The organism is Neorhizobium sp. 05N33, assembly GCF_056397445.1.
Genome location: NZ_JBFTNK010000003.1, coordinates 380,607 through 405,914, shown reverse-complemented (window position 1 = coordinate 405,914; position 25,308 = coordinate 380,607). Strand labels below are relative to the sequence as shown.

Genomic DNA, 25,308 nt, shown 5'->3' with positions numbered 1-25,308 from the left:
ATCGCATTCGCGCAAAGAGCTGACAGTAGCAAAGATGAGACGAAACCTCCTTCCAATCCTCGCCCTCCTTTGCGGTACGCTTCTCCTTTTCCTCGGCAACGGCCTGCAGAGCCTGCTTCTGCCGGTGCGGGGCGCGCAGGAAGGTTATTCCAACGAAGTGCTCGGCCTGCTCGGCACCACATGGGCCTCCGGCTTCGTGATCGGCTGCTTCGTGGCGCCGAACGTGGTGCGCCGCATCGGCCACGTCCGCGCCTTTTCCGGCTTCCTGTCGCTGATCTGCCTGAACGTGCTGCTGACCGGGCTGATGGTCGACCAGAACACCTGGCTGGTCCTGCGCGCCATCACCGGTTTCTGCACCGCCGGCACCTCGATGATCATCGAAAGCTGGCTGAACGAGCGCGCTACCAGCGAAAGCCGCGGAACTATCTTTTCGTTCTATATCTCGATCACTCTTTTCGGCGTCGTCGGCGGCCAGTTGATGGTGCCGTTCGCGGATATTTCGACACCGACGCTGTTCATGATCTGCGGCATTTTCTACAGCCTCGCAGCGCTGCCCACCACTCTATCCAAGGCCGCCTCGCCGCAACCGCTGAAACGCGCACGCCTGGATCTGCGCGGCCTCTTCCGCAACTCGCCCATCTCCTGCATCGGCATCCTGCTGATCGGCACCGCCAACGGCGCCTACGGCACGCTCGGCGCCGTCTTCGCCACTCGTGCCGGCCTCGACCAGGGCGCGGTGGCGGCGATGGTCAGCATCACCCTCTTTGCCGGTGCGATCATGCAGTTTCCGGCAGGCCGGCTGTCCGACAGGATGGACCGCCGCCACGTCCTTGCCGGCCTTTCGGCCGCGGCAGCACTGGCGGGCCTGGCGATCCTGGTCATCCACCCGACCGGCACCTATCAGATCGTCGTGCTGGTAGCGATCTATGGCGCCGCCGCCAACGCGCTCTATCCGATCGCGGTCGCGCATGCCAACGACTTTGCCGCTCCCGAGGACTTCGTAAAAGTCTCGGGCGGCCTGCTTCTGCTTTATGGGATCGGAACCATCATCGGCCCGACGCTCGGCGGCCCGGTAATGACCTGGGCCGGCCCGCATGCACTGTTTGCGGTGACGACCGGGGCGCATCTTCTGGTCGCCGCCTATGCTATCATTCGCAGCCGGCAGCGAGCGCCGGTTCCCATCGCCGAGCGCGACGCCTACACGACCGCACCGGCCTCGACCTCGCCGCTTGCCACGCCCGAGAGCCTGTCGCTCGACCCGCGCGCCAAGACCGGCGGCTCGACGCCGGATAGTGTCAGGCCGGAAACCAGTGCCGGAAAGGAGGCATCATGAGCTTCATCGACGACGAACGACCGAAGAAACCCACCACCCACGAACTCGGCAGCGACCTCTCCATGCTGTCCGTGGACGAGCTCGAATCGCGAATCGATCTGCTGCGGCAGGAGATCGCCCGGATCGAGGCCGAGAAGGAGAAAAAGGCCGCAGGCCGGCGCGCAGCCGACAGTCTGTTCCGTTCCTGAACGCCGCCGCCCACCAATTATTTTAAGTATTTCCCCTTAATATTAAGACTATATTAATCATCATCGAACAATATAAAAACGTTCAGGCTTCCTGGACTCAGACAGTTTCACCATTCGGCGAATGGTCTGATTTCTCCCTGTTTTACCTTGAGAGCCGCCTTTCCGCGGCTCTTTTTTTTATGGCCGCGCCGGCCCGGCCCCGGCTCCTTGCCCTCGATACCGCGGAGGCAAGGGTTTCAACCGGCTTTCCCACAGAAACAAACTGTTGTATTGGACGCCAAAATGCGTCTCATTTCAGGAACATGGCGGCTGTTTACCACTTCTTGTGGGTATTAACCTTTCCTTAAGAAACGCCTTGCGGATTTCCATTATAAGTATCATGTTCAGATCAGTCAGAACGGCATGGGAACTTTTATCCGCCGTTGTCATTGCCTGAATGTGATTGCGTTGAGCAGGATGATTTCGATGTCCGAACAGGGATTGAATACCGTAAGTTTTGCAGGCCGTGCCGCTGCGTCTTCGCAGTTCAAGGCGCTCTACTCCGAAGGTATGTCGCTGGTCGAGGAGACCGCGAGCTACCTTGACGGGACGGGACGCGCCGCGTCGAAGGTTCTGCCGCGCATGGCATCGGTTCTTTACGCAGCCGAATCCATGCGGCTGACCACCCGCCTCATGCAGATGGCCTCCTGGCTGCTTCTGCAACGCGCCGTCAACAATGGCGAGATGAGCCGCGAGCAGGTCATGTCGGAAAAGAGCAAGGTCCGCCTCGACGGCTTCAACGTCGACCGCAATGCTCCGGGCTGGCTCGACCTGCCGGAAGGTTTCCGCGACCTCGTCGAGCGTTCGCTGCGCCTCCAGAACCGGGTCGCCATTCTCGATCGCGAGATCTATCGCCCGGCCGACCCGGCCGTCCTGCCGGACAACGAAAACAGCGTCCGCGCCCAGCTCAGCCTGCTGCGCACCGCCTTCGGCAACTGATTGCCGTAGCGCTATTTGATAGGATCAAACGAAGGGCCGACGCCAAGCGTGGGCCCTTTTCATTTCTGTCAACGCCTTCGAATGTTCGGGTCCATCTCGGCACGCTCCACTGCCTCGATGACGGCATCGAGCGCATCGGCCGTGAGGTGGCTCCGCTGTGCCGCCGCTTTCAGCCAATCATGTTTATCGGTTGGCATCGGCAGAAGGCTCTCCGCATAGGCATCGATCTCGTCCCGGCTCGTCAGCCGCGCCTTCTGGCCCAAGAAGCTTTCATAAAGCTTCAGGTGAGCATCGAACGAGTTCCAATTGTTCTTTCGAAGCCTGTATTCCGACACCCATTTGACCAGCCCGTCGAATGACCCCTGGCTCTCGCCGCCCTGGATGCCGCGGCGCATGATATTCGCCACGCACTCGTCTTCACTCAGATCAAGCCAGATCAACGTCGTTGTCCTCGGCAGGGCGATGCCGACGTAGAGGCCGTAGACGCCTTCGATCAGCCAGGCTTCACCCGCTGCGATCGACCGGACATCCTCGTGCACGACGGCCCGGTCGCGCGCAATTCCGTAGCGACCCGGCTCCCAATGCACGTCGTCGAGGTGAACGAGCGACAGGCTAAGCGACTCTGCCAGCCTTAGTGCCAGCCAAGTCTTGCCGGACCCGCCATTCCCCATGATCACGATCCGCCGGGATGCGGCCGGAATATCGGATTGCTCTTGCAACGGCTCCTCCCCCGCCAGAACACCGCTAACGAAAAAAGCCCGGCTTCCGCCAGGCTCTTCGAAACTCTTCCGTCAAGAAGCGTATTAGAGGCCGAGGCCGCCGAAACGCTTGTTGAACTTGGAAACGCGGCCGCCGCGGTCCAGCATCTGCTGATTGCCGCCGGTCCAAGCCGGATGGGACTTGGGGTCGATTTCCAGGTTCATGGTTGCGCCTTCCGAACCCCAGGTAGAGCGGGTTTCGTACTCGGTGCCGTCGGTCATGACCACTTTGATCACGTGATACTGCGGATGGATGCCAGCCTTCATGTCGATATTCCTGCTCTGCGAGGTCCATTTGTCGCAATTGCGAGCGAGAGGCCTCTTTAATAAATGAAGCCGCAGACCGGTCTGGTCACGGCTTCCCAATTCGATGCGGAGCCTATACAGGAAGGTCGCCGGAAGTACAAGTACCCGCAAGGCCGAGAAATGAGCCTTTCGAGCCTATGGAGATGACGTGGCAGACGCCCGAGAAAACCAGCCGAGAGGCAAAGCCTTAAGACCGCTCGCAAGGCTCCTTCCCTATCTTGCCCGGTATCGTTCGATGGTCGCCGCGGCAATCGTTTTCCTGGCGCTCGCCGCCGCAACCACGCTCGCTCTGCCGCTCGCCGTGCGCCGCATGGTCGACCACGGTTTTGCCTCGTCCGACGGCCATTTCATCAACAACTATTTCGGAATGCTACTGGCCTTGGCGGCCCTCCTCGCCGTCGCAAGCGCCATGCGCTACTATTACGTCATCACGATAGGCGAACGGGTCGTCGCCGACCTGCGCCGCGAGGTCTTCTCGCATGTGACGTCGCTGTCGCCCTCCTTCTTCGACGTCAACCAGTCCGGCGAGATCGTCTCGCGGCTGACCGCCGACACGACCCAGATCAAGTCCGCCTTCGGCTCCTCGGCCTCGCAGGCTCTGCGCAACACCATCCTCTGTCTCGGCGCGATGGGAATGATGATCTATACCAGCCCGCGCCTCTCTGCGCTGGTGCTCGGCGCCATCCCGCTGATCGTCTTTCCGCTGGTGGGTTTCGGCCGCTCGGTCAGAAAACGCTCCCGCGCCGCCCAGGACACGCTTGCCCAGACCTCCGCCTTCGCATCCGAAGTGATCGGCGCGACCCGTACCGTACAGGCTTTCGGCGGCGAGGCGACCGCCAACGGCCGGTACGGCGGCACGGTGGAAAGCGCCTATGACGCCGCCCGCACCGCCATCAAGGCCCGCGCGCTTTTGACCGGCTTCGGCATTCTGCTTGTTTTCGGCAGCATCGTTGGTGTGCTCTGGTACGGCGCCCAGAGCGTTCTGGCCGGCACCATGACCGCCGGCACGCTCGGGCAATTCGTGCTCTATTCGGTGATTGCCGCAAGTTCCCTCGGCCAGCTTTCCGAAGTCTGGGGCGAGCTTTCCGCAGCTGGCGGCGCCGCCGAGCGGCTGACCGAACTGCTGCAGGAAGTCCCGGCCATCCGCGATATCGAAAACCCTGTCGCACTCCCCTCCCCGCCGCGCGGTGAAGTGGAGTTCGAAACGGTCTCCTTCGCATACCCCGCCCGCGTCAGCGCCATCACATTGAATTCCCTGTCGTTCAAGGTGAAATCCGGCGAGACGGTGGCGATCGTCGGGCCGTCCGGTGCCGGCAAGAGCACGATCTTCTCGCTGCTGCTGCGCTTTTATGATCCCTCCGCCGGATCGGTGAGGCTCGACGGCATCGACCTGCGCCAGGCAAGGCTCGCCGAACTGCGTTCCCGCCTCGCGATCGTGCCCCAGGACGTGACCATCTTCGCCGCCTCCATCCACGATAACATCGCCTTCAGCGCTCCGGATGCCAGCCGCGAGGCTGTCCGCGCCGCGGCAAAAGCCGCCCAGGCAGATGAGTTCATCTCGCGGCTCGACAATGGCTACGACACCATGGCCGGCGAGCGCGGCATCACCCTTTCCGGCGGCCAGCGCCAGCGCATCGCCATCGCCCGCGCTATCCTCAAGGACGCTCCGGTCCTGCTGCTCGACGAGGCGACTTCGGCACTCGATGCGGAAAGCGAAACGCTGGTCCAGAAGGCGCTCGACGGGCTGATGGAGAACCGCACCACGCTGGTCATCGCGCATCGCCTGGCGACAGTTCTCAAAGCCGACCGCATCCTCGTGCTGGAAGACGGGCGGATCGTCGAAGAAGGCACCCATCAAAGCCTGATCACCGAGGGCGGCCTCTATGCCAAGCTTGCACGGCTGCAGTTCCACGATATCGAACGGCAGAGCGCCACGGCGCTCTGATCCTTCACGCCAACGTGTTTCGCTTGGTCTAAATCGGGCGCACCGAGTGCCTACCTACTGCAGAACCGCTAGTATCGCAGATACCATTGCCGCCAGAAGCTTGAGATCATGAATTTCAGTCAATTGCCGCCCAGCCCAACCCTCGACGATTGCCTCGACAAGATACAGTCCCAAACCTTTCGCTTCTTCTGGGATGGTGCCCATCCCGAATCAGGGCTGCCGTTCGACAAGTGCTTCGTTTCGGGCGCGCCTTCTCCCGGCATCGTATCGGTCAGCGGCGTCGGCTTTGGGGTGCTTGCCATCATCGTCGCCTGCGAACGCCAGTGGATCACCCGTTCGCAGGCACTGGCGCGCATATCGACCATCATCGATCATCTGAGGCACTCCCCAACTTTCCGCGGGGCATTCGCGCATTTCATCGACGGCTTGACGAACGACGTCATCCGCTTCTCCGGACGCGACGACGGCGGCGACCTCGTCGAAACGACGCTGCTGATGCAAGGCCTGATCTGCGCGCGGGAATATTTCGCCGGTGGGACCGCTCGGGAAGAGAAATTGCGGGCGGATATCACGCGATTGTTCGACGAGGTGGAATGGAGCTGGTTCACCCGCGGCAAGGATGAAGCCCTCTACTGGCACTGGAGCCCGAACTACGAATGGGCCATGAACCTGCCGATCCGCGGCTGGAACGAAGCCTTGTCCTGTTATGTCCTGGCGGCCGGCTCCGACACCCATCCGATCAAGCCCCAGAGTTACCATGCGGGCTGGGCACGGGCTGGCGCCATGCGTAACGGCGAGACCTATCTCGGAACGGAACTTCCTCTTGGCGAGCCCTATGGCGGCCCGCTCTTCATCTCGCATTATTCGTTCTGCGCGCTGGATCCGCGGGGCCTGAGCGACCGCTATTGCAACGACTACCAGAGCCAGGCCGTGGCCCATACGCGCATCAACCACGACTATTGCCTGACCGTGCCCGATTATGCGGATGCCGGGGTCTGGGGCCTCAGCGCCTCCGACGGACCGCAAGGGTATGGCGCCCATTCGCCGACCTACGATCGCGGCGTCATCGCCCCCACCGCGGCCCTGTCGAGCTTCCCCTTCTTGCCCGCCGAGGCAGAAAGCGCCATGCGCGCATTGCTTCGGTATGGCGATGGCAAACTGCTCGGCGCATTCGGCTTCGTCGACGCCTTCGTGCCGAAGACAGACTGGGTGGCCGGCACATATCTTGCCATCGACCAGGGCCCGATCATCGCGATGATCGAGAATTATCGATCCGGCCTGCTGTGGCGCCTGTTCATGAACGCGCCCGAGGTGCGTCGCGGCCTGGAGCGGCTGGGCTTCACGTCGACCACCCATTCCATCGCGGCGGAAAATACCTAGTCCAGGCGCCTGAACGTCCACTTCACCACGTAGTCGCCGTTGCGCTTCACCTTGGTCTTGGTCCGCACCTCGACCGGCCCGCCGAGAGCAGCCTCCGCCTCTTCGAACGCCTGGCGCGCCTCGGCCATCGCCTTGTGATAGACGCTGTTGTCGCGTTTCGGGCTTTCCGCGACCTCCTTCAGAAGGACGCTCATATCCGGCTTGTCTTCGGCCATCCCTTGGGTTCTTCCCCGCCGCCTGGATTTAGCGGCCTTCAATGAATACGAAAATGGCCAGGCTTACCGCTCGGTGAGCTTCAGCTCGATGCGGCGGTTCTGGGAGCGGGCGTCCGGCGTATCGCCCTGGGCGAGCGGCTGGAATTCGCCGAAGCCGGCGGCGACGAGCCGGTTGGCCGGCACGCCCTTGGAGATCAGGTATTTGACCACCGACGTGGCGCGGGCCGAGGAAAGCTCCCAGTTGTCGCGATAACGGCCGGTGCCGGTAAGCGGCGAATTGTCGGTGTGACCGTCGACGCGCAGCACCCAGTTGATCTCGGCCGGTATCTCCTTGGCAAGGTCGAGCAGCGCCGCCGCAAGCTTGTCCATCTCGACCCGGCCGGCCGGATCGAGCTCGTTGCCGCCGACCGGAAAGAGCACTTCCGACTGGAAGACGAAACGGTCTCCAACGATACGGATGTTCTCGCGGTCAGACAGGATCTCCCGCAGCCGGCCGAAGAAATCCGAGCGGTAGCGGTTCAGTTCCTGGACGCGCTGCGCCAGCGCGACGTTGAGGCGCCGGCCGAGATCGGAGATCTGCGCCTGCGACGACGAGTCTCTGGCCTCTGAGGCCTGCAGTGCCTGTTCGACGGCCGCGATCTGGGCCCGCAGCGCCGCGATCTGCTGGTTGAGCAGCTCGACCTGGCTTGCGGCGCGGGCACTCAACTGTTGTTCCTGGTTGAGCTGGTTGGTGAGGTCGCCGATGCGGGCATTGGCGGCGCTGCTATTGCCGGTGCCCTGGCTTAGAAGCTGCTGCAGGCGCGAGCGGTCGGCCTCGGCGGTGGCGAGCGACGACTGCAGGTTGGCAAGCTGATCCTCGACATCCTGGTTATTGCCTTTTTCGAGCGCCAGCAGTTCCGTCAGTTCGGCGATCTGGCTGTTCAGCCGGTTCAGGACCTCGTCGCGGCCGGTGATTTCGCGGCTGAGCAGGAACTGCGCAAGCACGAACACGGTGAGCAGGAACATGATGGCGAGCAGCAGCGTGGACAGCGCATCCACGAAACCCGGCCAATAGTCGACGCCCCGCTCCCGGCGGCGGCTCTTGCCAAGCGCCATCGCTTACTTCCCCCCGATCTTGTCGGAAAGCCGATCGAGCGTGCGGCGCAAGGCCTTTGATTCCTCCTGCTGCGCCTCGATCCAGTCGCGCAGCATCTGTTGTTCGTTGCGCATGTTCTTGACGAGGCCCTGGATGCCTTCGGCAAGATTGGCCATGGCCGACAGCGACCGCTCGTTCTGATGGGCGTCGACAGGCCCCTTGGTCTGGGCGGATGCGAGCGCACGCAGCTGCTCCGTCAGCGCCCTCAAATCTTCCGAGGAACCGCTCGCGAGGGTTTCGGCGACGACCGGCGGCATGTCCGATCCGAGATCGGTCACCGAAGACAGCCAGTTTTCGAGTTCCGTGTAGAAGCGATTCTGGGCGCGGCCGGCCTGCAGGTCGAGGAAGCCCAGAATCAATGATCCGGAAAGGCCGAGCAGCGAGGACGAAAACGCCGTGCCCATGCCGGCCAAAGGCTGGGCAAGGCCGCTCTTGATGGCGGCGAGCACGTCGTTGGAACTGCCGGAATTCGGGTCGAGAGCCCCGATCACGTTGCTGATCGAGCCGATGGTCTGGATGAGGCCCCAGAACGTGCCGAGAAGGCCGAGAAAAACGAGCAGGCCGATGAGATAGCGCGAGGTGTCGCGTGATTCGTCGAGGCGCGTGCCGATCGTGTCGAGGATCGAGCGGAAGGCATTGGTGGACAGCGCCATTCTGCGGCGGCTGCCGATCAGGGTGCGCATCGGCGCCAGAAGGCGCGGTTCGCGACCGACCTTGTCGGCGTTACCGGCGGCGCGGAAGGAATTGAACCAGCGCACTTCCGGCATCAGGGCGATCACCTGGTTGAAGACGAGGATCACGCCGATCAGGAGAACGCCGAGAATGAGGCCGTTCAGTCCCGGATTGGTCTGAAACGCATGCGCAGCCTGACGGTAGAGGATCGACGCGACGAAACCGACGATGATCAGGAAGATCAGCATCGTCCATAAAAACGATGCGGGATTGGACAGTTTATAGGCATAACCGCCGCGGTTCGTTTCAGACGCGTCCAAATCGTCCACTGTCGCATTCGCCATAATAAGCCTTCGCCTCCGGTAGTCTGCCGGCCCGGAGGCTAGTTGAAAAATGCGACGAATTGAAGTGCAGAAGCTTAGGAAAACAGTCAGCTATTCAGTACTGCAGCGCTAAGCTGGGCGGTGGCGCAAAAATGCCTCAGCGGGTCGGAACGGGCCGGTTGACGACGTCGATCAGCGCCTTCTGGATGAGCTCGTTGCCTGCCACGACATTGCCGCTGCCGAAGATATCGGTCGTGCCCTTCATGTCGGAGACGAACCCGCCGGCCTCGCGGATAAGGATCAGACCGGCCGCCATGTCCCACGGCGAAAGCTCGGTTTCCCAAAAGCCGTCGAGCCTGCCAGCAGCAACATAGGCAAGGTCGAGAGCCGCCGCGCCGAAGCGGCGCATGCCGGCCACTTCGCCCATGACGTGGCGCAGTTCGACGAGGAACTTGCCGTGATTGCCGCGGCCGAGATGCGGCATGCCGCAGCCGATCACGCAGTCGGACAGCACCCGGCGGGCAGCGACGCGGATGCGGCGATCGTTCATGAAGGCGCCGCCGCCCTTTTCGGCGGTGAACAGCTCGTCCGTCGCCGGGTTGAACACGACGCCGGCAACCACTTCACCATTACGCTCGAGCGCAACGGAGACTGCGAACTGCGGAATGCCATGCAGGAAGTTGGTGGTGCCGTCGAGCGGATCGACGATCCAGCGATGCGCGCCGTCGGTGCCCTTCAGCTCTTCGCTTTCCTCACCGAGGAAACCGTAGGTCGGACGCGATTTCAGCAGCTCGTCGCGGACGATCTTTTCCGCCTTCAGATCCGCCTGGGACACGAAATCGCTGGGGCCCTTCACCGAAACCTGCAGGTTCTGCACCTCGCCGAAATCCCTGGAGAGCGACTTGCCTGCCTTGAGGGCAGCCTGAACCATGACGTTGAGAAGGGCGGAGCGGGCCATGCGGGAAATCCTTGGGGGTTGTCCCGACTTGTCGTCTGGACGGGACGGCGTTTTATGAGCGATTTTTTGATTGGCGGCTTCAAGACCATAAAACAGCGCGAAATTCAAGTCGTCTGCGGGAATGCGGGCATTGCCGCCATTGACCACGTCTGCAAAACTGGGTCCATCTTGTCCCGGCTGTATCACGGAGGAAGCAGGATGAAGGCTACGCTGCCGCTGACCTTGAGCCTCGCGCTGCTTGCCACCATGGCCGCGGCATCGCTCGCAGCCTGGTTCACGATAACGCCAGGTGCAGACCTTGCCGTACATTTCGGCCTCGACGGCACACCCGACCGTTATGCACCGGCCCCCTTCGCGCTCTCGATCATCCCGGCCGCCGCGCTCGTCTCGACCGCGATCTTTGCGCTGACCCGACGCTTCGACCGCAGGGCTGCCGATAGGCCGGTACTTTATATCGCTCTCTGGATCTTCGTGATTGCCCTACTGGCGGGAGGTCACGCGATGATCGTCGGCCACGCTTTGTCGGCGAATTGATCGGGCCGGCTATTTGCCGCACCGTCTCCCGGCCGCTTCGCTTTGGCTCAGCGCGTTCGGCCCTGCAATCGATTCACTGGATCGATTGCTCCGGCTTTGCCGGAGCAGGCCTCACCCACGCCGGAACTTGTTCGCTGCGTCGATCGCCTGGCGCTGAGTTTCCTCGTTGATCCCGAGATAGAAATCTTCGAGCTCAGGGTCCTGCAGGCCGGCGCGGCGTGACAGCACGTACCATTTTGCCGCCTCGACCGGATTGGGCCGGGTGCCGAGCGCGTTGATATAGAGATGGGCGAGCTTGTTCTGGGCCACGACATTGCCGCGATGGGCCGCGATCCGTAGCCATTCGAAACCCTTTTCGTAGTTGCGCTCTCCAGCGATGCCGTTGACCATCCAGAGGCCCATGTCGAGCTGCGCGGTGTCGAAACCGGCATCTGCGGCACGCTCCAGCCATTCGCGGGCCCGCGCTTTTTTTTCCGCCGGCAGGTCCTTCAGCGCCACATAGACTTGCGCCACAGCATATTGGCTATCGGCAACGCCTTGCCTTGCGGATTTTTCGTAGAAGGGCAGTGCCAGACGCAGGCCTTTGTCGCCGGGATTTTCGGAAACCAGGATCTGCGCCCAGTTGAACTGCGCCGAGGCATTGCCGGCCTCTGCCGCCTTGCGCATGAAATCGTCGGCTTGCCGCTTGTCGCGTGGCACATCCCGGCCGGTCATCAGCAGCAGCGCATACTGGAACATCGCAGCTGGATCGCCGCCTTCCGCCGCCTTCTGATACCAGTATGCCGCTGTCTTCGCATCCCGCTTGATGCCGAGCCCCTTGGTCATCATCTCCGCGACCAGGGTTTGGGCCGCTGCATCGCCGGCCCCGGCCCGGGTCAGCGCCTTGTCGAGCGCCGTCAGGTATAACCCGCGCTGGTAGGCCCCGTAGGCATCGTCGACGGTACCGGTATAGGCTTTTTCAGGCGGCGCGGGCGGCAGGGCTGCGCCCATCCGCTGGTAGAGTTCGACGCCGCCCGAGGGAACGATCCCGCTCGGCTGGCCATCTGGCTCCTTGGTTCCCTTTGCTGAGCCCGGAACCGGCTGGATCTCGACCCGACCCTTTTTCATCGGCTGGAAATTGGGCTCCACCGGCCGGGTCACGGCCCTGGAATTCGCCTGCGCCAGCGCAAGGCAAGGCATTGCCGCCGAAGCGATGAACGTCGCCAGCAGCCCTTTGAGAATCACGCGGGAAAGGCGGTTCGACGGCATGGGCTCCATCAAGCCCCAAACCGTGGCGCTTTTTCGTCCAGAATTGCGTTGACTTCGGCGACCGCGGCGCCGGGGCCCTGGGGGTTGGAAAATACCGCTTCCCTGAGCGCCACGAACTCCGCACCGGTCTCCGCGACGGCAAGCGCCGAGGAGGTATCGGTGCCGCCCATGACGATGCAGGGAATCTCGATCATCGATGCCCACCATTCGCCGAGCGCGAGGTTTTTCGGATGTGCTTCCGGCTTGATATCACCGTCGAGCTTGCCGAAGAAGATATAGTCGGGACGATGTTCGCCGATCGCAAGCGCCTGATGCCGGTCGCCCGCCCCGCCGGTGCCAACGATCATCTTCGGCACGAATTTCTCGATCGCCTCTCCCAGCTCGGTGAGGTCTCCGCCAAGATGCAGGCCATCCGCCTTGATGCGCCCGGCCACCCGGCTGTCGCCGGAGATCAGCGCGGCAGCACCCGCCGCCTGGATCAGTTCGACCAGTGCCTCCGCGCGCTTCTGGAACGCCTGGTCGTCGAGGCCATATTGCGGCACGATCACCGAGGCGACGTCGCCGCCGGCAAGTGCTGCTTCGAGATCCTTGGCCTGCTGATCGGCATCGTCATATTGCGGCACGATCAGCACCAGGCGGCAGCGGTCTTCCTGTCCGGTCATGTTTCTTCCCGTTCGGCGGATCGACTTATGAAATCCGCACTCGTTTTCTGTCCGCAAATTCGATAGACCGGACCGCCTGCCGGATCAACCATTCCCTCATCACCCGCCTGAGTCTTCATGCCCGATACGCTTAGCTTCGCGTTCTTCACCTTCGCCATCCCCGCCGTTCTGCTTGTCGGCCTCTCGAAAGGAGGCATTGGCGGCGCCATCGGGTTGCTCGGTGTGCCGCTGATGTCGCTCGCCGTGGACCCGGTCAAGGCGGCGGCGATCTTCCTGCCGATCCTGATCGTCATGGATATCGTCGCATTATGGTCCTGGCGGAACTTCAACGATCCCAGAACGCTGCTGATGATCCTGCCCGGCGGCATCATCGGTATCGCGCTCGGTTGGGCGACCTCGGCCTATGTCTCCGACAATGCGCTGCGCCTCGTCATCGCCGCGGCGACGCTCCTGTTTACCGTGCGTTATTTCTGGCAGGTCTACGGTCCTCGCTCCAACCAGCCGAGGGCTCCCCTGCCGCACCGCCCGGCCGCCGCCACGTTCTGGGGCGCCTTGTCCGGTTACGCAAGTTTCGTCGCCCATGCCGGCGGACCGCCTTTCCAGATCTACGTGCTGCCGATGCGGCTCGATCCGAAATCCTACACCGGCGCCAGCATCCGCTTTTTTGCGATCGTCAACGCGGTCAAGGTCATCCCTTATTTCCTGCTGGGCGCGCTCGACGCGGAGAACCTCACCATATCCGCGACGCTACTGCCGGTGGCCCTGATCGCGACCATGCTCGGCGCGGCCATCGTCAAGCATCTGAAGGCGGAGACCTTCTATCCGATGACTTACGGTCTGGCATTCTGTGCGGGATTGAAACTGCTGTGGGACGGCCTGCCGTTCTGACCCGGCAATGCAGGCGCGGCGTCGCTAAAAAAGCAACGCAAAATAAGGCAATCCATATTGTTGCGATGCACAATAAATCTTGCCGTCACCGGGCGTTTACCGTAAGTTCAACGCATGACAACCGTTGACCCCTTTGCAGCCATAGCTGATCCTAACCGGCGGTATCTGCTGGAGGAATTGCGGCGCGCCCCGAAAACCGTAAACGAACTTGCGCAAGGCCTGCCAATCAGCCGGCCCGCGGTGTCGCAGCACTTGAAGGCGCTTCTGGACAGCAATTTGGTGAATGTGACGGCGGAAGGCACGCGGCGCATCTATTCCGTCAATAGCAAGGGCTTCGACAGGCTGAACCTGTGGCTCGATCAATTCTGGTCGTGACGACCGGGGCTTTTAAATCTTTTTGGATTTTGTGGTCCCCCGCACCACGACCAGAACCTTGTCATTGATATTTCTGGATTATTTTGCCGCCTTCATTATGCGCCTCTAACTGATGAAACAATGGGCGAGCGGCGGGTTCTCCTACTGAGGAACTAATGACGCGTGGATGCCTTTATGCGCTGCATTTGGTCCTTGATGCGCAGCTTACGCCGCTTGAGATCGGCTATTTCACGGTCGTCGGCGGAGGGTGACGCGAGAATTGCCTGGAGCTCCTCCTCCAAAGCACCATGCTTCTTTTCAAGCGATGCGATATGAGCCTGGACGGTCATGTGGCATGTTCCTTCCTTAGTACCTACCACGGCATTCCCTAATGCCGAGGCTTCAGGTTTACGAAGGAAGTGTGACACGATCGGCTGGCTTTGTCGAAGGTGAAATCATGGTTTCAAGGAGGCAAATTCGTGACCTTGTCTAACTTCCCGTTAACGCGGTTTGGTGGTAGAGGCTTGCGGAGAATGCCGGCGACCGCTGAAATGCCGGGCGTGAGAATGGGGACTGGAATATGGCAGATCAGGAACAGGCGGATGTCCGGCTGGTGCTCGCGAAACTTCGACAGGAACACGAGGATTACGACGCCGCCATCAATGCCATGATCCAGGTCGGCTGCGACGCTCTTCGCGTGCAGCGCATGAAAAAGAAGAAACTGTCGCTGAAGGACAAGATGACTCAGCTCGAAGATCAGATTGTTCCCGACATTATCGCGTAAGGGTCCCGCCATGTCTGAAAGACCTGCCGTCGCCATCATCATGGGTAGCCAGTCCGACTGGGAAACCATGAAGAACGCCGCCGATACGCTGGAAGCGCTCGATATCGGCTACGAGGCCCGTATCATCTCGGCGCACCGCACGCCGGAGCGGATGATGCAGTTCGCTAAGGGCGCCCGCGCCGAAGGGTTCCAGGTCATCATCGCCGGTGCCGGCGGTGCGGCACACCTGCCCGGCATGACCGCCGCCATGACGCCGCTGCCGGTTTTCGGCGTGCCGGTTCAGTCGAAGGCGCTGTCCGGCCAGGACAGCCTGCTGTCGATCGTCCAGATGCCGGCAGGCATTCCGGTCGGTACTCTTGCCATCGGCCGGGCCGGCGCCATTAACGCCGCCCTGCTGGCAGCCGCGGTTCTCGCGCTCAACGACGATGAGATCGCCGACCGGCTCGACGAATGGCGCGCCCGCCAGAGTGCGGCGGTTGCCGACTACCCAATCGACGAGGCTCCATGACTGTCCACACGATCGGCATCATCGGCGGCGGCCAGCTCGGCCGCATGCTGGCCATGGCCGCGGCCCGGCTGAACTTCCGCACGATCGTGCTCGAACCGCAGGCCGACTGCCCGGCAGCCCAGGTCGCCAACGCCCAGATCACTGCCGCCTATGACGATCCGGCAGCGCTCGCCGAACTCGCCAGCCGCTGCGACGTCGTCACCTACGAATTTGAGAACGTGCCGGTCACCGCCGCCGAGGTGCTGCAGCGCTCGGTGCCGGTCTATCCGCCGGCCAAGGCGCTCGACGTCTCCCAGGACCGGCTGACCGAAAAGCGCTTTCTCAATTCCTGCGGCATCGAGACCGCCCGATTCCATGCCGTCGACAGCCAGTCCGACCTCGAAAAGGCGCTCGCCGATTTCGGCGGCCAAGGCGTCCTGAAGACCCGCCGGATGGGTTATGACGGCAAGGGCCAGCGCGTCTTCCGCTCCGCCGAGGACAAACCCGCCGGCGCCTATGAGGCGCTCGGCGGCGTGCCACTGATTCTGGAAAGTTTCGTGCCCTTCGAACGCGAAGTGTCGATCATCGCCGCCCGCGCCAAGGACGGCACGGTCGCCTGCTACGATCCAGCCGAAAACGTCCACCGCAACGGCATTCTCCACACCTCCACCCTGCCCGCCACGATCACCGAAGCGACGGCGAAGACCGCCCGCGAATCGGCCGAGAAGCTGCTCGCGGCGCTGGATTATGTGGGCGTCATCGGCATGGAGTTCTTCGTGATGGCGGATGGCACGCTGATCGCCAACGAGATCGCCCCGCGCGTCCACAATTCCGGCCACTGGACCGAAGCCGCCTGCGTCGTGTCGCAGTTCGAGCAGCATATCCGTGCTGTCGCAGGCCTGGCCCTCGGCAACCCCGTCCGCCATTCCGACTGCGTGATGACCAACCTCATCGGCGACGACATTCTGGACGTACCCGCCTGGCTCTCCCGCGATGAGGTTCTGGTCCATCTCTACGGCAAGACGGAATCCCGACCGGGCCGGAAAATGGGCCATGTAACCGAATTGAAGGGCCCGAAAACGTCGTCACAAGGTTGACATGCAGATTGGCTCGGGTTATCTGCACGCCCAACTGAGAGCGCGCCCCTCGAAGAATCTTGGCGGCGCGCTTTTGATTGATAGACATGCGGCTTCGCGCCCACAGACTGCTGGACCAGGAAAATGAAGATCAAGAACTCGCTTAAGGCGCTGAAGGCTCGTCACCGCGATAACCGTCTGGTTCGCCGCAAGGGCCGCGTTTACATCATCAACAAGATGAACCCGCGCTTCAAGGCTCGTCAGGGCTGATATCGGCGTTCGGTTCCGGTCTTTGACCGCAGCCGATCAAATTGTCGGTAACACGACAAATCGGGTTTGACCTTCGGCGCAGGCGGATTACGTTATTCGCATGCGCTATTTTCGTTTCAGTACCCTGATTCTCGCCGCGAGCCTTGCCGCTTCGTCCGCTCTTGCTCAGACCGCGACACCCAAGCCGCCCGCAGCCCCGCCTGCCGCCGCTCCCGTCGTTCCGGCCGTCGCCCAGAAACCGGGCCGGCCCGTGGATGCTTTGTTCGATGCCCTGAAGCGCGAACGCAATCCGGAAAAGGCACGCGGTATCGCCAGCCAGATCATTGCCGACTTGAACGATTCGGGCAGCGCCACCGTCAACCTGCTGATGCAGTGGTCTGCAACCGCCATCAAGGAAAAGCGCAATGCCGCGGCACTTGATTTCCTCGATCAGGTGACGGTCCTCGATCCCGCCTTCGCCGAGGGCTGGAACCGCCGCGCCACATTGCATTACACGATGGGCGACGCCCGCAAATCCATGGCCGACATCGCCGAGGTGCTGAAGCGCGAGCCGCGCCATTTCGGAGCGCTTGCCGGCATGGCCGGTATCCTGACGGAAGCTGGCAAGGACGAGCTTGCGCTGAAGGCATGGCAGGATTATCTGGCCATCTACCCCGCCGACCGCGATGCCCAGGAAGTGGTCACCAAGCTTTCCGAAAAGCTCGCCGGCAACCGGACCTGAGCCCTACGGCAGCCCGTCGATGATGATCTTGCCCCTTGCCATCGCCGGCATTGTTGCCACCGCTTTCTGCTTCACCGCCTGGAAGGCGAAGGCGATCGAGATCGCGTTCCCGAACACCGGTGAACTGATCGATGTCGGCGGCTTTTCCATGAACTCGCTGCATATGCCGAAACCGGCAGGCGCCGACTTGCCGGCGATCGTCTTCATCCATGGCGCCAGCGGCAATTTCCGCGATCAGGAGGCGGCCTTCCGAGGGGCGCTCGAAGGCCGCGCCGAAATGCTCTTCGTCGACCGGCCGGGCCATGGTTATTCCGAACGCGGAGGTCCTGAAAACGGTTTCCCGGACGGCCAGGCGGCGGCGATCGCAAGGCTGATGGAAAAGCGCGGCATCGACAAGGCGATCATATCGGGCCATTCCTTCGGCGGTGCGATCGCCGCGAGCTTCGCCCTTTATCATCCGGAAAAGACTGCCGGCCTGCTGTTCCTGGCGCCTGCCACCCATCCCTGGCCCGGTCGGATCGACTGGTACTACAATCTCACCGCCCGCCCGGTCATCGGCCGGCTGTTCAGCCATCTACTCGCCCTGCCGGCAGGCCTCATGGTGATGAAGACCGCCACGCGCTCGGTCTTTCACCCCAACCCCTCCCCCGAGACCTATCTTCGCGACGGCGCGCCGTATCTGGTCCTGCGTCCGAAAGTGTTCCGCAGCAACGCCATCGACGTCGCCAATCTCAACGGCTACGTGACGCGTGTCGCGCCGAGATACAGCGAGATCACCGCGCCGACGGTGATCATTACCGGCGACAGCGACGCGATCGTTGCGGAGGAAATCCACTCGCGGGGCCTTGCCGATGATATCGCCGGATCCGAACTCGTCTCGATCCGCAATCTCGGTCATAAGCCCGACTACGTGGCAACCGACGTGGTGATTGCCGCGATCGAAAAGCTTTCCGGTCTCCCCCGCGACCTGAAGGCCGCGGCCCGCATCGCGGAAGCACGGATCGCGCCGGCAGCGGAGGACTCGGCCCCTGAAATGGATCTCTCGATCGAAAAAACCTGAGCCCGGCTCCGATAAGCCAGCCACAAGCAAGCTGCCCGTCCCAACGTCCGAGTAAACGGAATCGGAGAGACGAGATGGAAATCGGCAGCATTGGCAGGGACTATTCCGCACGGTCCGCGAAGCCGGATAGCGCGACAAACGCCGCACCGGCATCGTCCGATCCGTCCAGCACCAAGGACGCGCCTTACGATCGCCTCGTCCATGGCCTGACGTCGCTGAACAAGGCGACGGACGAGGCGGAAGAGCAGGCAAAGGCCCGCGCCAAACAGAAGCTCGACGACGCCAAGCAGCAACTCGAGTTCATGCGGCGCTGGGGGTTCGATCCGGAAGTGGTCGCCAAGCAGGCGGCCCAACTCGGCGTCATGGTCGCCGGCGCTGCCCGCGAATTCACCGAGGCCCTGACCGGAGCCGGCAGCGGCACCCCATCCTCCGTTCCCGCCAATGCTCCGTCCGGAGCAGAGACGGCCGATCCTATGCTCGATGCGAGCGAGGAGGCTGCGGCCGCAGATACGACGGACGACGCGTCGGCGGAGGGCGACGAGCCGGTATCGTACGCCGAGCAGGCCTATCTCGACGAGATGGACGAAACGCCGCGGGAGGCGCCAAAACTGTCGCTCGACGACATCAAGACCGCGATGGAATTCAGCACGGTGGCCCGGCAGATCAAGGCGCTTCTGGAGGAGGCCGCCCGTAGGCTGCGCGAACAGAACAGCACGGCCACTGTCCCCGGCACCGGAAGCCTCGACGCCTCGGTCGACACGCTGACCGGCACCATCTCCGCGCTGCCAACGGTCGGCATCTCCATCTGACCAATGGAAGTGCGCAATAAAAAACCGCCGGGGATCACTCCGGCGGTTTTCGTTTGTCCGGGCCTAGCGCCTCAGATGCCGCTCTGGCCGTCCGAGCCGATATAGGCGATGCGCAGCATGTTGGTGGCTCCGGGCGTGCCGAGCGGCACGCCGGCCGAGATGATGATCCGGTCGCCGGGCTTGCCGAAACCTTCCGACACGACGATCCGGCAGGCACGGTTGACCATGTCGTCGAGATCGGTCGCGTCGCTGGTGACGACGCAATGCATGCCCCAGCCGACCGAAAGCCGCCGTGCCGTCTGGACGATCGGCGACAGCGCGATGATCGGCACCTGCGGGCGTTCGCGGGATGCGCGCAGGCCGGTCGTGCCCGACGAGGTGTAGGTGACGATAGCCGCCAGCTTCAAGGTTTCGGCGATCTGGCGGGCGGCCAGCGAAATGGCGTCGGCGCCGGTCGCTTCCGGTGTCGCACGCTGGGCATAGATGATGCTCGGATAGAGCGGATCCTGCTCGACCGTGCTGGCGATCGACGCCATCATCGAGACCGCCTCGACCGGATACTGGCCGGAAGCCGATTCGGCGGAAAGCATGATCGCATCGGCGCCTTCGAAAACGGCGATCGACACGTCCGACACTTCGGCGCGGGTCGGAACCGGGGCGGTGATCATCGATTCCAGCATCTGAGTGGCGACGACGACCGGCTTGCCGGCGCGCCGACACAAGCGGGTCAGCTGCTTCTGGATGCCCGGAACGGCTTCGATCGGCATTTCCACGCCGAGATCGCCGCGCGCCACCATCACCGCATCGGAAAGCTCGATGATTTCGTCGATGCGCTCCAGCGCCTGGGGCTTTTCGATCTTCGACATGATGCCGACACGGCCGCGGGCGATCTTGCGCACTTCGGCAAGGTCGTCGGGACGCTGGACGAAGGAAAGCGCCACCCAGTCGACATCGTCGGTCGCCAGAACCGCATCGAGGTCGATGCGATCCTTTTCGGTCAGCGCGCCGACGCCGAGCAGGGTATCGGGCAGGCTGACGCCCTTGCGGTCGGAAATGCTGGTGCCGGCGACGACCTTGCAGACGATGCTCTTGCCGTCGGACTTCTCGGCCTTCAGCGCCAGCTTGCCGTCGTCGATCAGCAGGCGATGGCCCACTTTCACAGATTCGAGAATTTCCGGATGCGGCAGGAACACGCGGGTCTCGTCGCCGGGTTCGTCACGGCTGTCGAGCGTGAAGGTCTGGCCGGGGGTCAGCGTTACCTTACCGGCCGCAAATTTGCCGACGCGCAGCTTCGGCCCCTGAAGGTCGGCGAGAATGCCGATCGGCCGGCCGCTGCGCTCTTCGACGGATCGGATGCGCTTGATCAGCGTGCGCATCAGGTCGTGGCTCGCATGGCTCATGTTGATGCGGAAGAGATCGGCCCCCGCTTCGTGCAGCTTCTGGATCATCTCCTCTTCGGACGAAGCGGGTCCGAGGGTGGCGAGGATCTTTACTTTGCGGTTGCGCCTCATCAGTTGTGGCCTTCTTGTGTGCCAGGCGTATCCGAAAGCTGGACCATCCAACTTCCCTGACGGCCCGTGTCATATTCCTTGAAGCCCATGCGCTGGAAGCCACGGGCAAAACAATCGTTGACGCCGACGATCTTGAACTCGTTCTCCGCGACGCACATGTTCACATTGCCGGTCCATCGGCCTCCTCGAGCTGCATCCTCGGCATAAAGATAATAGTAGCGCGACTGCAGTTCGCCTTCGATCAGCGTTGCGCAGGTGGAGGCCGGAACCTGCCACCAGCCTTCCGTGGTCCAGCCTTCGGTGGCGCGGTAGCCAATCGCCACGCCAACGAGGTTCTGCGTGGCGTTGCAAACGCGGAAATCCGCATGCGCGGCAGTCGCCGCGAAAAGCGGAATACCGGAGGCGACCATGGCGGCAAGCGCCGGAGCGGAAACGAGGGAGCGAAGATAAGCTTTTGGGGATTTTTTCGACACGGTTTCCGTCAGGACTCCATGGTTATTCGTGAAGCACTTTCTTCGCGCGGCGGAGTCGGAAAGTCAACGTAACTCTAATCGATTAGTCCGTCTCACGGCCTCAACCCATGCTGATCGCGATGCCAGCACGGCTTGCGTCGCGACTTTCCCCATGTCATCAACACCCGTCTCTCGACCCACCTTTCGCAACCACTTCATTTTCGACGGCGATGCAGGACTTCATTCCTTTCGAGATCATAGAAGGCGATTATGACAGCGGCATGGTGCTGCTCGCCGACCATGCGATGAACCGCCTGCCCACTTCCCATGGCAGCCTCGGTCTTCCGGAGAGCGCCTTCCACCGCCATATCGCCTTCGACATCGGTGTCGAGGGGCTGACCCGCCAGCTGGCGGCGATGTTGAACGTGCCGGCCGTGCTCGGCTGTTTTTCCCGCCTGCTGATCGATCCGAACCGCGGCGAGGACGATCCGACCCTGATCATGAAGATTTCTGACGGGGCGATCATCCCCGGTAATCATCCGATCACGCAGGAAGAATGGGATTTCCGCCTCGATACCTATCACCGGCCCTATCACCGGGCCGTCGAGCGCACCATCGCCAAGGCAGGCGCCTCCGGCCGCGCGCCGCTCGTCCTGTCGCTGCATTCCTTCACCCCGTTCTGGAAGGGCGTCGCCCGCCCCTGGCACGCGGCCGTGCTCTGGGACAGCGACGATCGCGCCGTGAAGCCTCTCCTGCACCTGCTTGGCGAACCCGGAGACATCGTCGTCGGCGACAACGAACCCTATGACGGTGCGCTTAAAGGTGACACCATGTACCGGCACTGCATGGTGTCGGGAATTCCACACGCGCTTCTCGAGGTCCGCCAGGACCTGATCGGCGACGAGACCGGCATCACCGCCTGGGCGGAAAGGCTGGCGCCGGTCTTCAAGAGGCTCAACACCGACCCCACATTGCATGAATACAGGATCTTTCCCTCGCGCACCGGCCCCTATCCGGTCTGACGCGACGACACCCGGAGATGCGCCATGAGCGAACTCACGCCAATAGAATTGACCAGAGAACAGCAGACCGAATTCGAGGCCGCCGCTTTCCGCCGTCTCGTCCAGCACCTGCGCGAGCGCACCGACGTGCAGAACATCGACCTGATGAACCTCGCCGGCTTCTGCCGCAACTGCCTGTCGAACTGGTATCGCGATGCCGCCAACGATGCCGGCATCGACCTCTCCAAGGACGCCTCCCGCGAGATTGTCTATGGCATGCCCTACGAGGATTGGAAAAATTTGCACCAGGCGGAGGCCTCGGATGCACAAAAAGCCGCATTCGACGTGAACAAGCCCGTCCATGGCTGATCGATTTGCCGATTGCGCTTGACCTTGCGGCGGCTTTTCGGCAGTTGACGACCATTCATTGAAATCTACACGATCAGGAGGCCCCGATGTCTGATGCTCATGGCGTCGCCCGCGACCAGCTTCGCGCATTTATCGAGCGTATCGAACGACTGGAAGAAGAAAAGAAGACCATCGCCGACGACATCAAGGATGTCTACGGCGAAGCCAAGGGCATGGGCTACGACACCAAGATCATGAAGAAGGTCATCGCCCTTCGCAAGAAGGACGATCAGGAGCGCATGGAAGAGGATCTGATCCTCGATACCTATCTCCAGGCACTCGGCATGATCGAAGCCCCCGCCGACCAGGATGCCGCCTGATCTTTCGCAAGACATGCAGGCCAGGCACCAAGCATGAAAAAACCCGCCATTTCGGCGGGTTTTTTATGGTCTTCGATCAGTCCGGCGATCAGTTGTTCGGGCCGCTGAAACGGTTCGGGTCGATCGCTACCGTGGCGGCAACCGGCCTGAAGCCGCCGCCGGAATAACCTGCCGAATATTCGTTGTTGAGGGTACGGCTGACGACGCGCGGTGCCTTCATCGAGGCGGCGGCGCCGGCACGATTGTTGCTGAGAGCCCATTTCGCCAGCACGTCGCCGGTCAGCGCGCCGCCGCTTGCACCCTGCGGCGCGGACGTACGGCCGCCCTTTGCAGGGATCGGAAGCGCGCTTGTCGAAGCGGAGACCGGGCTGCGCGGCGTATCGAAACCATCGCCGAACTGCGCACCCTTGTTGGAATGGATCACTTTCGGAGAAACCGACGCCGTTTCGACGGGCTTCTGGACCGGCATCGGAGCCGCCGCCATTGCCGCAGCAGGCTGGGCCGGTGCTGGCTGGGTCGGTGCTGGTTGAGTCGGAGCCGGCTGGGCCGAGGCAACCGGCGCGGGCGGCACTGCCGCCGGACGCGGCTCGACGCTCTGGGCAAGCGCCGCAACGAGGGCCGGCGTCAGCTCCTGCTGTTCCTCCGCCTTGGCAGCGGGCGCCGCAGCGGCAATGTTCGGACGCTGGCCGGGAAGCGGTACGGACGCGGCATCCTCTTGAGCGCGCATCGGGCCAACGGATGCGGTCATCACGCCGCTTTCCGCGTCACCCTTGAAGCCACGCGGTCCGAGCAGCGTCGGGACCGGAATAGTGTAGGCGGAAAGATCGGCGAAGGTTTCGCCGCCGGGCTGGGCGGGAGCCGACGCCTGCAGGGCGAGCGCTTCCTGGGCCGGATTACGCGCCGGAGAATAGAGCGCCGTCGCAAGCCCGCCCGCATCCGAACGGAAAGCGGGGCGCGAAAGCGGTACGGGCGCTGCAATCGTCTGCGCCTGTGCCGGAGCCTGGGCTTGAGCCTGCGTCTGGCCTGTCAAAGGCGAAGCCGAGGCAACCGCGACGGGCGCCTCGCCCTCGTCGTCGTCTGCAGCGGGCTTGGCAGCCGGAGCCCCACGCTTCGCCACGGCCGGAGCCGTGTTTTCCGCGTTGTCCTCCTCCTCGTCGGCACCACCGCCGCCGAACAGGAAGGCCAGCAGGTTCGGCTGCCGCTTCCGTTCCGAGCCGTCGCCGCGGATGCCGGCACCGGCGGTGCTGGCGATCTGGATCGAATCGGAACCGACGCGCCGCTTGTAATCCGCCATCGCCGCTTCGTAGCCGGGAAGCGGCTTGCCGTCGGCGGGAAGATGGATCGTATTGCCGTTCGGGAATATCTGCACCAGTTCCTGGCGCGTCATCCGAGGCCAGGCGCGCACGCCGCCGACATCGAGATGCACGAAGGGCGAACCCGAAGTCGGATAATAGCCGACGCCGCCGACCTGCATCTGCATGGCGAGCCCGCGCAGCGTCGAAAGCTTCACGCCCGGAATGTAGAAGTCCATGGCCTTGCCGAGCATGTGCTGGCTGTTCTTGGCGACACCGGTGTAGCGCGAACGGGTGCGCAGCATGTTGTTGGTGGTGGGAGAACGATAGGCCGAAACCACATGGATATAATCGGAAGCGCCGGAACGGCGATAGACTTCCCAGACGAGATCGAAGAGCCGCGGGTCCATCCTGGCCGGCTCGTTGCGGCGCCAGTCGCGCAGGAACTGGTTGATCTGGGCGAGGCCCTTGGGATCGAACTTGCCATTGCGCTTGAAGGTGATGACGGCCTTTTCGCCGGTATGGACGAAATAGAGCTTGAGGCTTTTTTCCTGTGCAGCGGCATCACTTGCGGAGACCGAAAGCACGGGCAGAGCCATCAGCACCAACAGGGCGACGGCCGTAACGCATTTGGTGAGGCCGGCAAAAAGCCCGACTTTGCAGCCGCGCCCCTTCTCACCCGAAGGCGTTTCTTTTGCATACTGATCCGGCAAAACGATCCCCGTCCTGTCGACAACGTCCCACGTTGCCTCAAATGACTGTCAATTGCGGTGACACGATGGCAAATGTGCCACACATGTACAAGCTTCTCCCGTATAGTCAACAATTGACTAATCAGAGATTGACAGACGTTGACAGGACATCCTTGCGCGAAGGTTAACACTCGCTAATACATTAGTAATTACGCGGCTTCCTTCAGGGGATCATCAGGATCGATGCCGTAATCCTTGAGTTTACGATAAAGCGTCGAGCGTCCGATGCCGAGCTTGCGGGCAACCTGGCTCATCTGGCCGCGATAGAACTTCAGCGCGAAGCGGATCAGCTCCTCCTCGACATCCGCAAGCTTCCTCACTTCGCCCGTGTCGTCGGTACTGACGATGACGTTTTCCTGGGGATAAGCGGCGGCGAGCATCGCCTTCGCATCGGGCCTGCCGACCCGCCCCTTATCGTTATTGGCAAATACCGGCGAATCGGCGAGCGCCTCGCGCATGGCGTGGTCGGACAAAACACCCGGCGTGGG

29 protein-coding genes and 2 pseudogenes are annotated in these 25,308 nt (G+C 62.5%); 18 read left to right on the top strand and 13 right to left on the bottom strand.

What is annotated here, in order from left to right; translation table 11 throughout:
- Positions 1-34: 34 nt before the first annotated feature.
- The 3 genes from AC1DLT_RS10725 (at position 35) to rcdA (ending at position 2,499) form a co-directional block, all read left to right on the top strand.
- Positions 35-1,333, top strand: a complete 1,299-nt coding sequence (locus tag AC1DLT_RS10725) for an MFS transporter (RefSeq protein WP_477483100.1) — start codon at positions 35-37, stop codon at positions 1,331-1,333.
- Positions 1,330-1,521, top strand: a complete 192-nt coding sequence (locus AC1DLT_RS10720) for a DUF1192 domain-containing protein (protein WP_477486716.1) — start codon at positions 1,330-1,332, stop codon at positions 1,519-1,521. The genes AC1DLT_RS10725 and AC1DLT_RS10720 overlap by 4 nt, the downstream gene beginning before the upstream one ends.
- A gap of 465 nt (positions 1,522-1,986) precedes the next feature.
- Positions 1,987-2,499 (top strand): protease adaptor protein RcdA, encoded by a 513-nt coding sequence (gene rcdA, locus AC1DLT_RS10715; protein WP_038544967.1) that lies wholly within the window; start codon positions 1,987-1,989, stop codon positions 2,497-2,499.
- A 68-nt stretch (positions 2,500-2,567) separates the two neighbouring features.
- Here the strand turns inward: rcdA and AC1DLT_RS10710 are convergent, their stop codons facing one another.
- Complete coding sequence (locus tag AC1DLT_RS10710) at positions 2,568-3,218, bottom strand: P-loop NTPase family protein (protein ID WP_477486715.1); 651 nt, start codon at positions 3,216-3,218, stop codon at positions 2,568-2,570.
- A gap of 84 nt (positions 3,219-3,302) precedes the next feature.
- Complete coding sequence (rpmE, locus tag AC1DLT_RS10705; protein WP_007775493.1) at positions 3,303-3,524, bottom strand: 50S ribosomal protein L31; 222 nt, start codon at positions 3,522-3,524, stop codon at positions 3,303-3,305.
- A 187-nt stretch (positions 3,525-3,711) separates the two neighbouring features.
- Here rpmE and AC1DLT_RS10700 point away from each other — a divergent pair, with 187 nt between their 5' ends.
- Both AC1DLT_RS10700 and AC1DLT_RS10695 read left to right on the top strand, forming a co-directional pair.
- Positions 3,712-5,508: an ABC transporter transmembrane domain-containing protein gene (locus AC1DLT_RS10700; protein ID WP_477486714.1), complete on the top strand. Its 1,797-nt coding sequence runs from the start codon at positions 3,712-3,714 to the stop codon at positions 5,506-5,508.
- 108 nt (positions 5,509-5,616) lie between these two features.
- Positions 5,617-6,888 carry a glucoamylase family protein gene (locus AC1DLT_RS10695; protein WP_477486713.1) on the top strand — a complete coding sequence of 424 codons (1,272 nt, stop codon included), beginning with the start codon at positions 5,617-5,619 and terminating at the stop codon, positions 6,886-6,888.
- Here AC1DLT_RS10695 and AC1DLT_RS10690 read toward each other — a convergent pair.
- The 4 genes from AC1DLT_RS10690 to AC1DLT_RS10675 all read right to left on the bottom strand — a co-directional run bounded on the left by AC1DLT_RS10690 (position 6,885) and on the right by AC1DLT_RS10675 (position 10,191).
- Positions 6,885-7,103, bottom strand: a complete 219-nt coding sequence (locus tag AC1DLT_RS10690) for a hypothetical protein (RefSeq protein WP_477483095.1) — start codon at positions 7,101-7,103, stop codon at positions 6,885-6,887. The genes AC1DLT_RS10695 and AC1DLT_RS10690 overlap by 4 nt on opposite strands.
- A 63-nt stretch (positions 7,104-7,166) precedes the next feature.
- The gene (locus AC1DLT_RS10685) at positions 7,167-8,198 is read right to left on the bottom strand and encodes a peptidoglycan -binding protein (protein WP_038544979.1); all 1,032 of its coding nucleotides are present in this window, start codon (positions 8,196-8,198) and stop codon (positions 7,167-7,169) included.
- A gap of 3 nt (positions 8,199-8,201) precedes the next feature.
- Entirely contained in the window at positions 8,202-9,254 is a 1,053-nt protein-coding gene (locus AC1DLT_RS10680; RefSeq protein WP_247137427.1) for a flagellar motor protein MotA, read from the bottom strand.
- A gap of 136 nt (positions 9,255-9,390) precedes the next feature.
- On the bottom strand, positions 9,391-10,191 hold the full coding sequence (locus tag AC1DLT_RS10675) for an inositol monophosphatase family protein (RefSeq protein WP_038544985.1): 801 nt from the start codon (positions 10,189-10,191) through the stop codon (positions 9,391-9,393).
- A gap of 198 nt (positions 10,192-10,389) precedes the next feature.
- Here AC1DLT_RS10675 and AC1DLT_RS10670 point away from each other — a divergent pair, with 198 nt between their 5' ends.
- Positions 10,390-10,725: a hypothetical protein gene (locus tag AC1DLT_RS10670; RefSeq protein WP_477486712.1), complete on the top strand. Its 336-nt coding sequence runs from the start codon at positions 10,390-10,392 to the stop codon at positions 10,723-10,725.
- A 111-nt stretch (positions 10,726-10,836) separates the two neighbouring features.
- Here AC1DLT_RS10670 and AC1DLT_RS10665 read toward each other — a convergent pair whose 3' ends face one another.
- Both AC1DLT_RS10665 and AC1DLT_RS10660 read right to left on the bottom strand, forming a co-directional pair.
- Entirely contained in the window at positions 10,837-11,982 is a 1,146-nt protein-coding gene (locus AC1DLT_RS10665) for a tetratricopeptide repeat protein (protein ID WP_477483249.1), read from the bottom strand.
- Positions 11,982-12,635 (bottom strand): thiamine phosphate synthase, encoded by a 654-nt coding sequence (locus tag AC1DLT_RS10660; RefSeq protein ID WP_247036103.1) that lies wholly within the window; start codon positions 12,633-12,635, stop codon positions 11,982-11,984. The genes AC1DLT_RS10665 and AC1DLT_RS10660 overlap by 1 nt, the downstream gene beginning before the upstream one ends.
- Positions 12,636-12,752: 117 nt before the next feature.
- On the opposite strand from AC1DLT_RS10660, the gene AC1DLT_RS10655 reads away from it, so the two are divergent.
- Both AC1DLT_RS10655 and AC1DLT_RS10650 read left to right on the top strand, forming a co-directional pair.
- Positions 12,753-13,523, top strand: a complete 771-nt coding sequence (locus AC1DLT_RS10655; protein WP_477486711.1) for a sulfite exporter TauE/SafE family protein — start codon at positions 12,753-12,755, stop codon at positions 13,521-13,523.
- Positions 13,524-13,637: 114 nt separating this feature from the next.
- Positions 13,638-13,898: an ArsR/SmtB family transcription factor gene (locus AC1DLT_RS10650; RefSeq protein WP_038544997.1), complete on the top strand. Its 261-nt coding sequence runs from the start codon at positions 13,638-13,640 to the stop codon at positions 13,896-13,898.
- 152 nt (positions 13,899-14,050) lie between these two features.
- Here the strand turns inward: AC1DLT_RS10650 and AC1DLT_RS10645 are convergent, their stop codons facing one another.
- On the bottom strand, positions 14,051-14,227 hold the full coding sequence (locus AC1DLT_RS10645) for a YdcH family protein (RefSeq protein ID WP_038544999.1): 177 nt from the start codon (positions 14,225-14,227) through the stop codon (positions 14,051-14,053).
- Positions 14,228-14,457: 230 nt separating this feature from the next.
- Here AC1DLT_RS10645 and AC1DLT_RS10640 point away from each other — a divergent pair, with 230 nt between their 5' ends.
- From AC1DLT_RS10640 to AC1DLT_RS10610, 7 genes are all read left to right on the top strand, one after another.
- Positions 14,458-14,661, top strand: coding sequence for a YdcH family protein (locus AC1DLT_RS10640; protein WP_037077103.1), 204 nt, complete (start codon positions 14,458-14,460; stop codon positions 14,659-14,661).
- 10 nt (positions 14,662-14,671) lie between these two features.
- Positions 14,672-15,169: a 5-(carboxyamino)imidazole ribonucleotide mutase gene (purE, locus tag AC1DLT_RS10635; protein ID WP_007757842.1), complete on the top strand. Its 498-nt coding sequence runs from the start codon at positions 14,672-14,674 to the stop codon at positions 15,167-15,169.
- Positions 15,166-16,245 (top strand): 5-(carboxyamino)imidazole ribonucleotide synthase, encoded by a 1,080-nt coding sequence (locus AC1DLT_RS10630; RefSeq protein ID WP_477486710.1) that lies wholly within the window; start codon positions 15,166-15,168, stop codon positions 16,243-16,245. The genes purE and AC1DLT_RS10630 overlap by 4 nt, the downstream gene beginning before the upstream one ends.
- A 123-nt stretch (positions 16,246-16,368) precedes the next feature.
- Positions 16,369-16,494, top strand: a complete 126-nt coding sequence (gene ykgO / locus AC1DLT_RS10625; RefSeq protein ID WP_007607121.1) for a type B 50S ribosomal protein L36 — start codon at positions 16,369-16,371, stop codon at positions 16,492-16,494.
- A 100-nt stretch (positions 16,495-16,594) separates the two neighbouring features.
- A complete protein-coding gene (locus AC1DLT_RS10620; protein WP_038545008.1) occupies positions 16,595-17,215 on the top strand; it encodes a tetratricopeptide repeat protein in 621 nt (206 codons plus the stop codon).
- A gap of 19 nt (positions 17,216-17,234) precedes the next feature.
- On the top strand, positions 17,235-18,275 hold the full coding sequence (locus AC1DLT_RS10615; RefSeq protein WP_477486709.1) for an alpha/beta fold hydrolase: 1,041 nt from the start codon (positions 17,235-17,237) through the stop codon (positions 18,273-18,275).
- A 74-nt stretch (positions 18,276-18,349) separates the two neighbouring features.
- Positions 18,350-19,084, top strand: a complete 735-nt coding sequence (locus AC1DLT_RS10610) for a hypothetical protein (protein WP_477486708.1) — start codon at positions 18,350-18,352, stop codon at positions 19,082-19,084.
- 71 nt (positions 19,085-19,155) lie between these two features.
- Here AC1DLT_RS10610 and pyk read toward each other — a convergent pair whose 3' ends face one another.
- Both pyk and AC1DLT_RS10600 read right to left on the bottom strand, forming a co-directional pair.
- Positions 19,156-20,595 carry a pyruvate kinase gene (gene pyk, locus AC1DLT_RS10605; RefSeq protein ID WP_038545015.1) on the bottom strand — a complete coding sequence of 480 codons (1,440 nt, stop codon included), beginning with the start codon at positions 20,593-20,595 and terminating at the stop codon, positions 19,156-19,158.
- Positions 20,595-20,987, bottom strand: a pseudogene (locus tag AC1DLT_RS10600) (DUF1036 domain-containing protein); the annotation flags it as partial. The gene pyk and the pseudogene AC1DLT_RS10600, both read right to left, overlap by 1 nt.
- A gap of 290 nt (positions 20,988-21,277) precedes the next feature.
- Here AC1DLT_RS10600 and AC1DLT_RS10595 point away from each other — a divergent pair.
- The 3 genes from AC1DLT_RS10595 to AC1DLT_RS10585 all read left to right on the top strand — a co-directional run bounded on the left by AC1DLT_RS10595 (position 21,278) and on the right by AC1DLT_RS10585 (position 22,776).
- Complete coding sequence (locus AC1DLT_RS10595) at positions 21,278-22,069, top strand: N-formylglutamate amidohydrolase (protein WP_477486707.1); 792 nt, start codon at positions 21,278-21,280, stop codon at positions 22,067-22,069.
- A gap of 24 nt (positions 22,070-22,093) precedes the next feature.
- On the top strand, positions 22,094-22,417 hold the full coding sequence (locus tag AC1DLT_RS10590; RefSeq protein WP_477486706.1) for a DUF1244 domain-containing protein: 324 nt from the start codon (positions 22,094-22,096) through the stop codon (positions 22,415-22,417).
- 86 nt (positions 22,418-22,503) lie between these two features.
- The gene (locus tag AC1DLT_RS10585; protein WP_007752220.1) at positions 22,504-22,776 is read left to right on the top strand and encodes a DUF2312 domain-containing protein; all 273 of its coding nucleotides are present in this window, start codon (positions 22,504-22,506) and stop codon (positions 22,774-22,776) included.
- Between the two features lie 88 nt (positions 22,777-22,864).
- Here AC1DLT_RS10585 and AC1DLT_RS10580 read toward each other — a convergent pair whose 3' ends face one another.
- Complete coding sequence (locus tag AC1DLT_RS10580; protein ID WP_477486705.1) at positions 22,865-24,781, bottom strand: peptidoglycan L,D-endopeptidase MepK; 1,917 nt, start codon at positions 24,779-24,781, stop codon at positions 22,865-22,867.
- Between the two features lie 188 nt (positions 24,782-24,969).
- Positions 24,970-25,146: pseudogene (locus AC1DLT_RS10575) on the bottom strand (helix-turn-helix domain-containing protein); the annotation flags it as partial.
- Between the last annotated feature and the right edge of the window lie 162 nt (positions 25,147-25,308).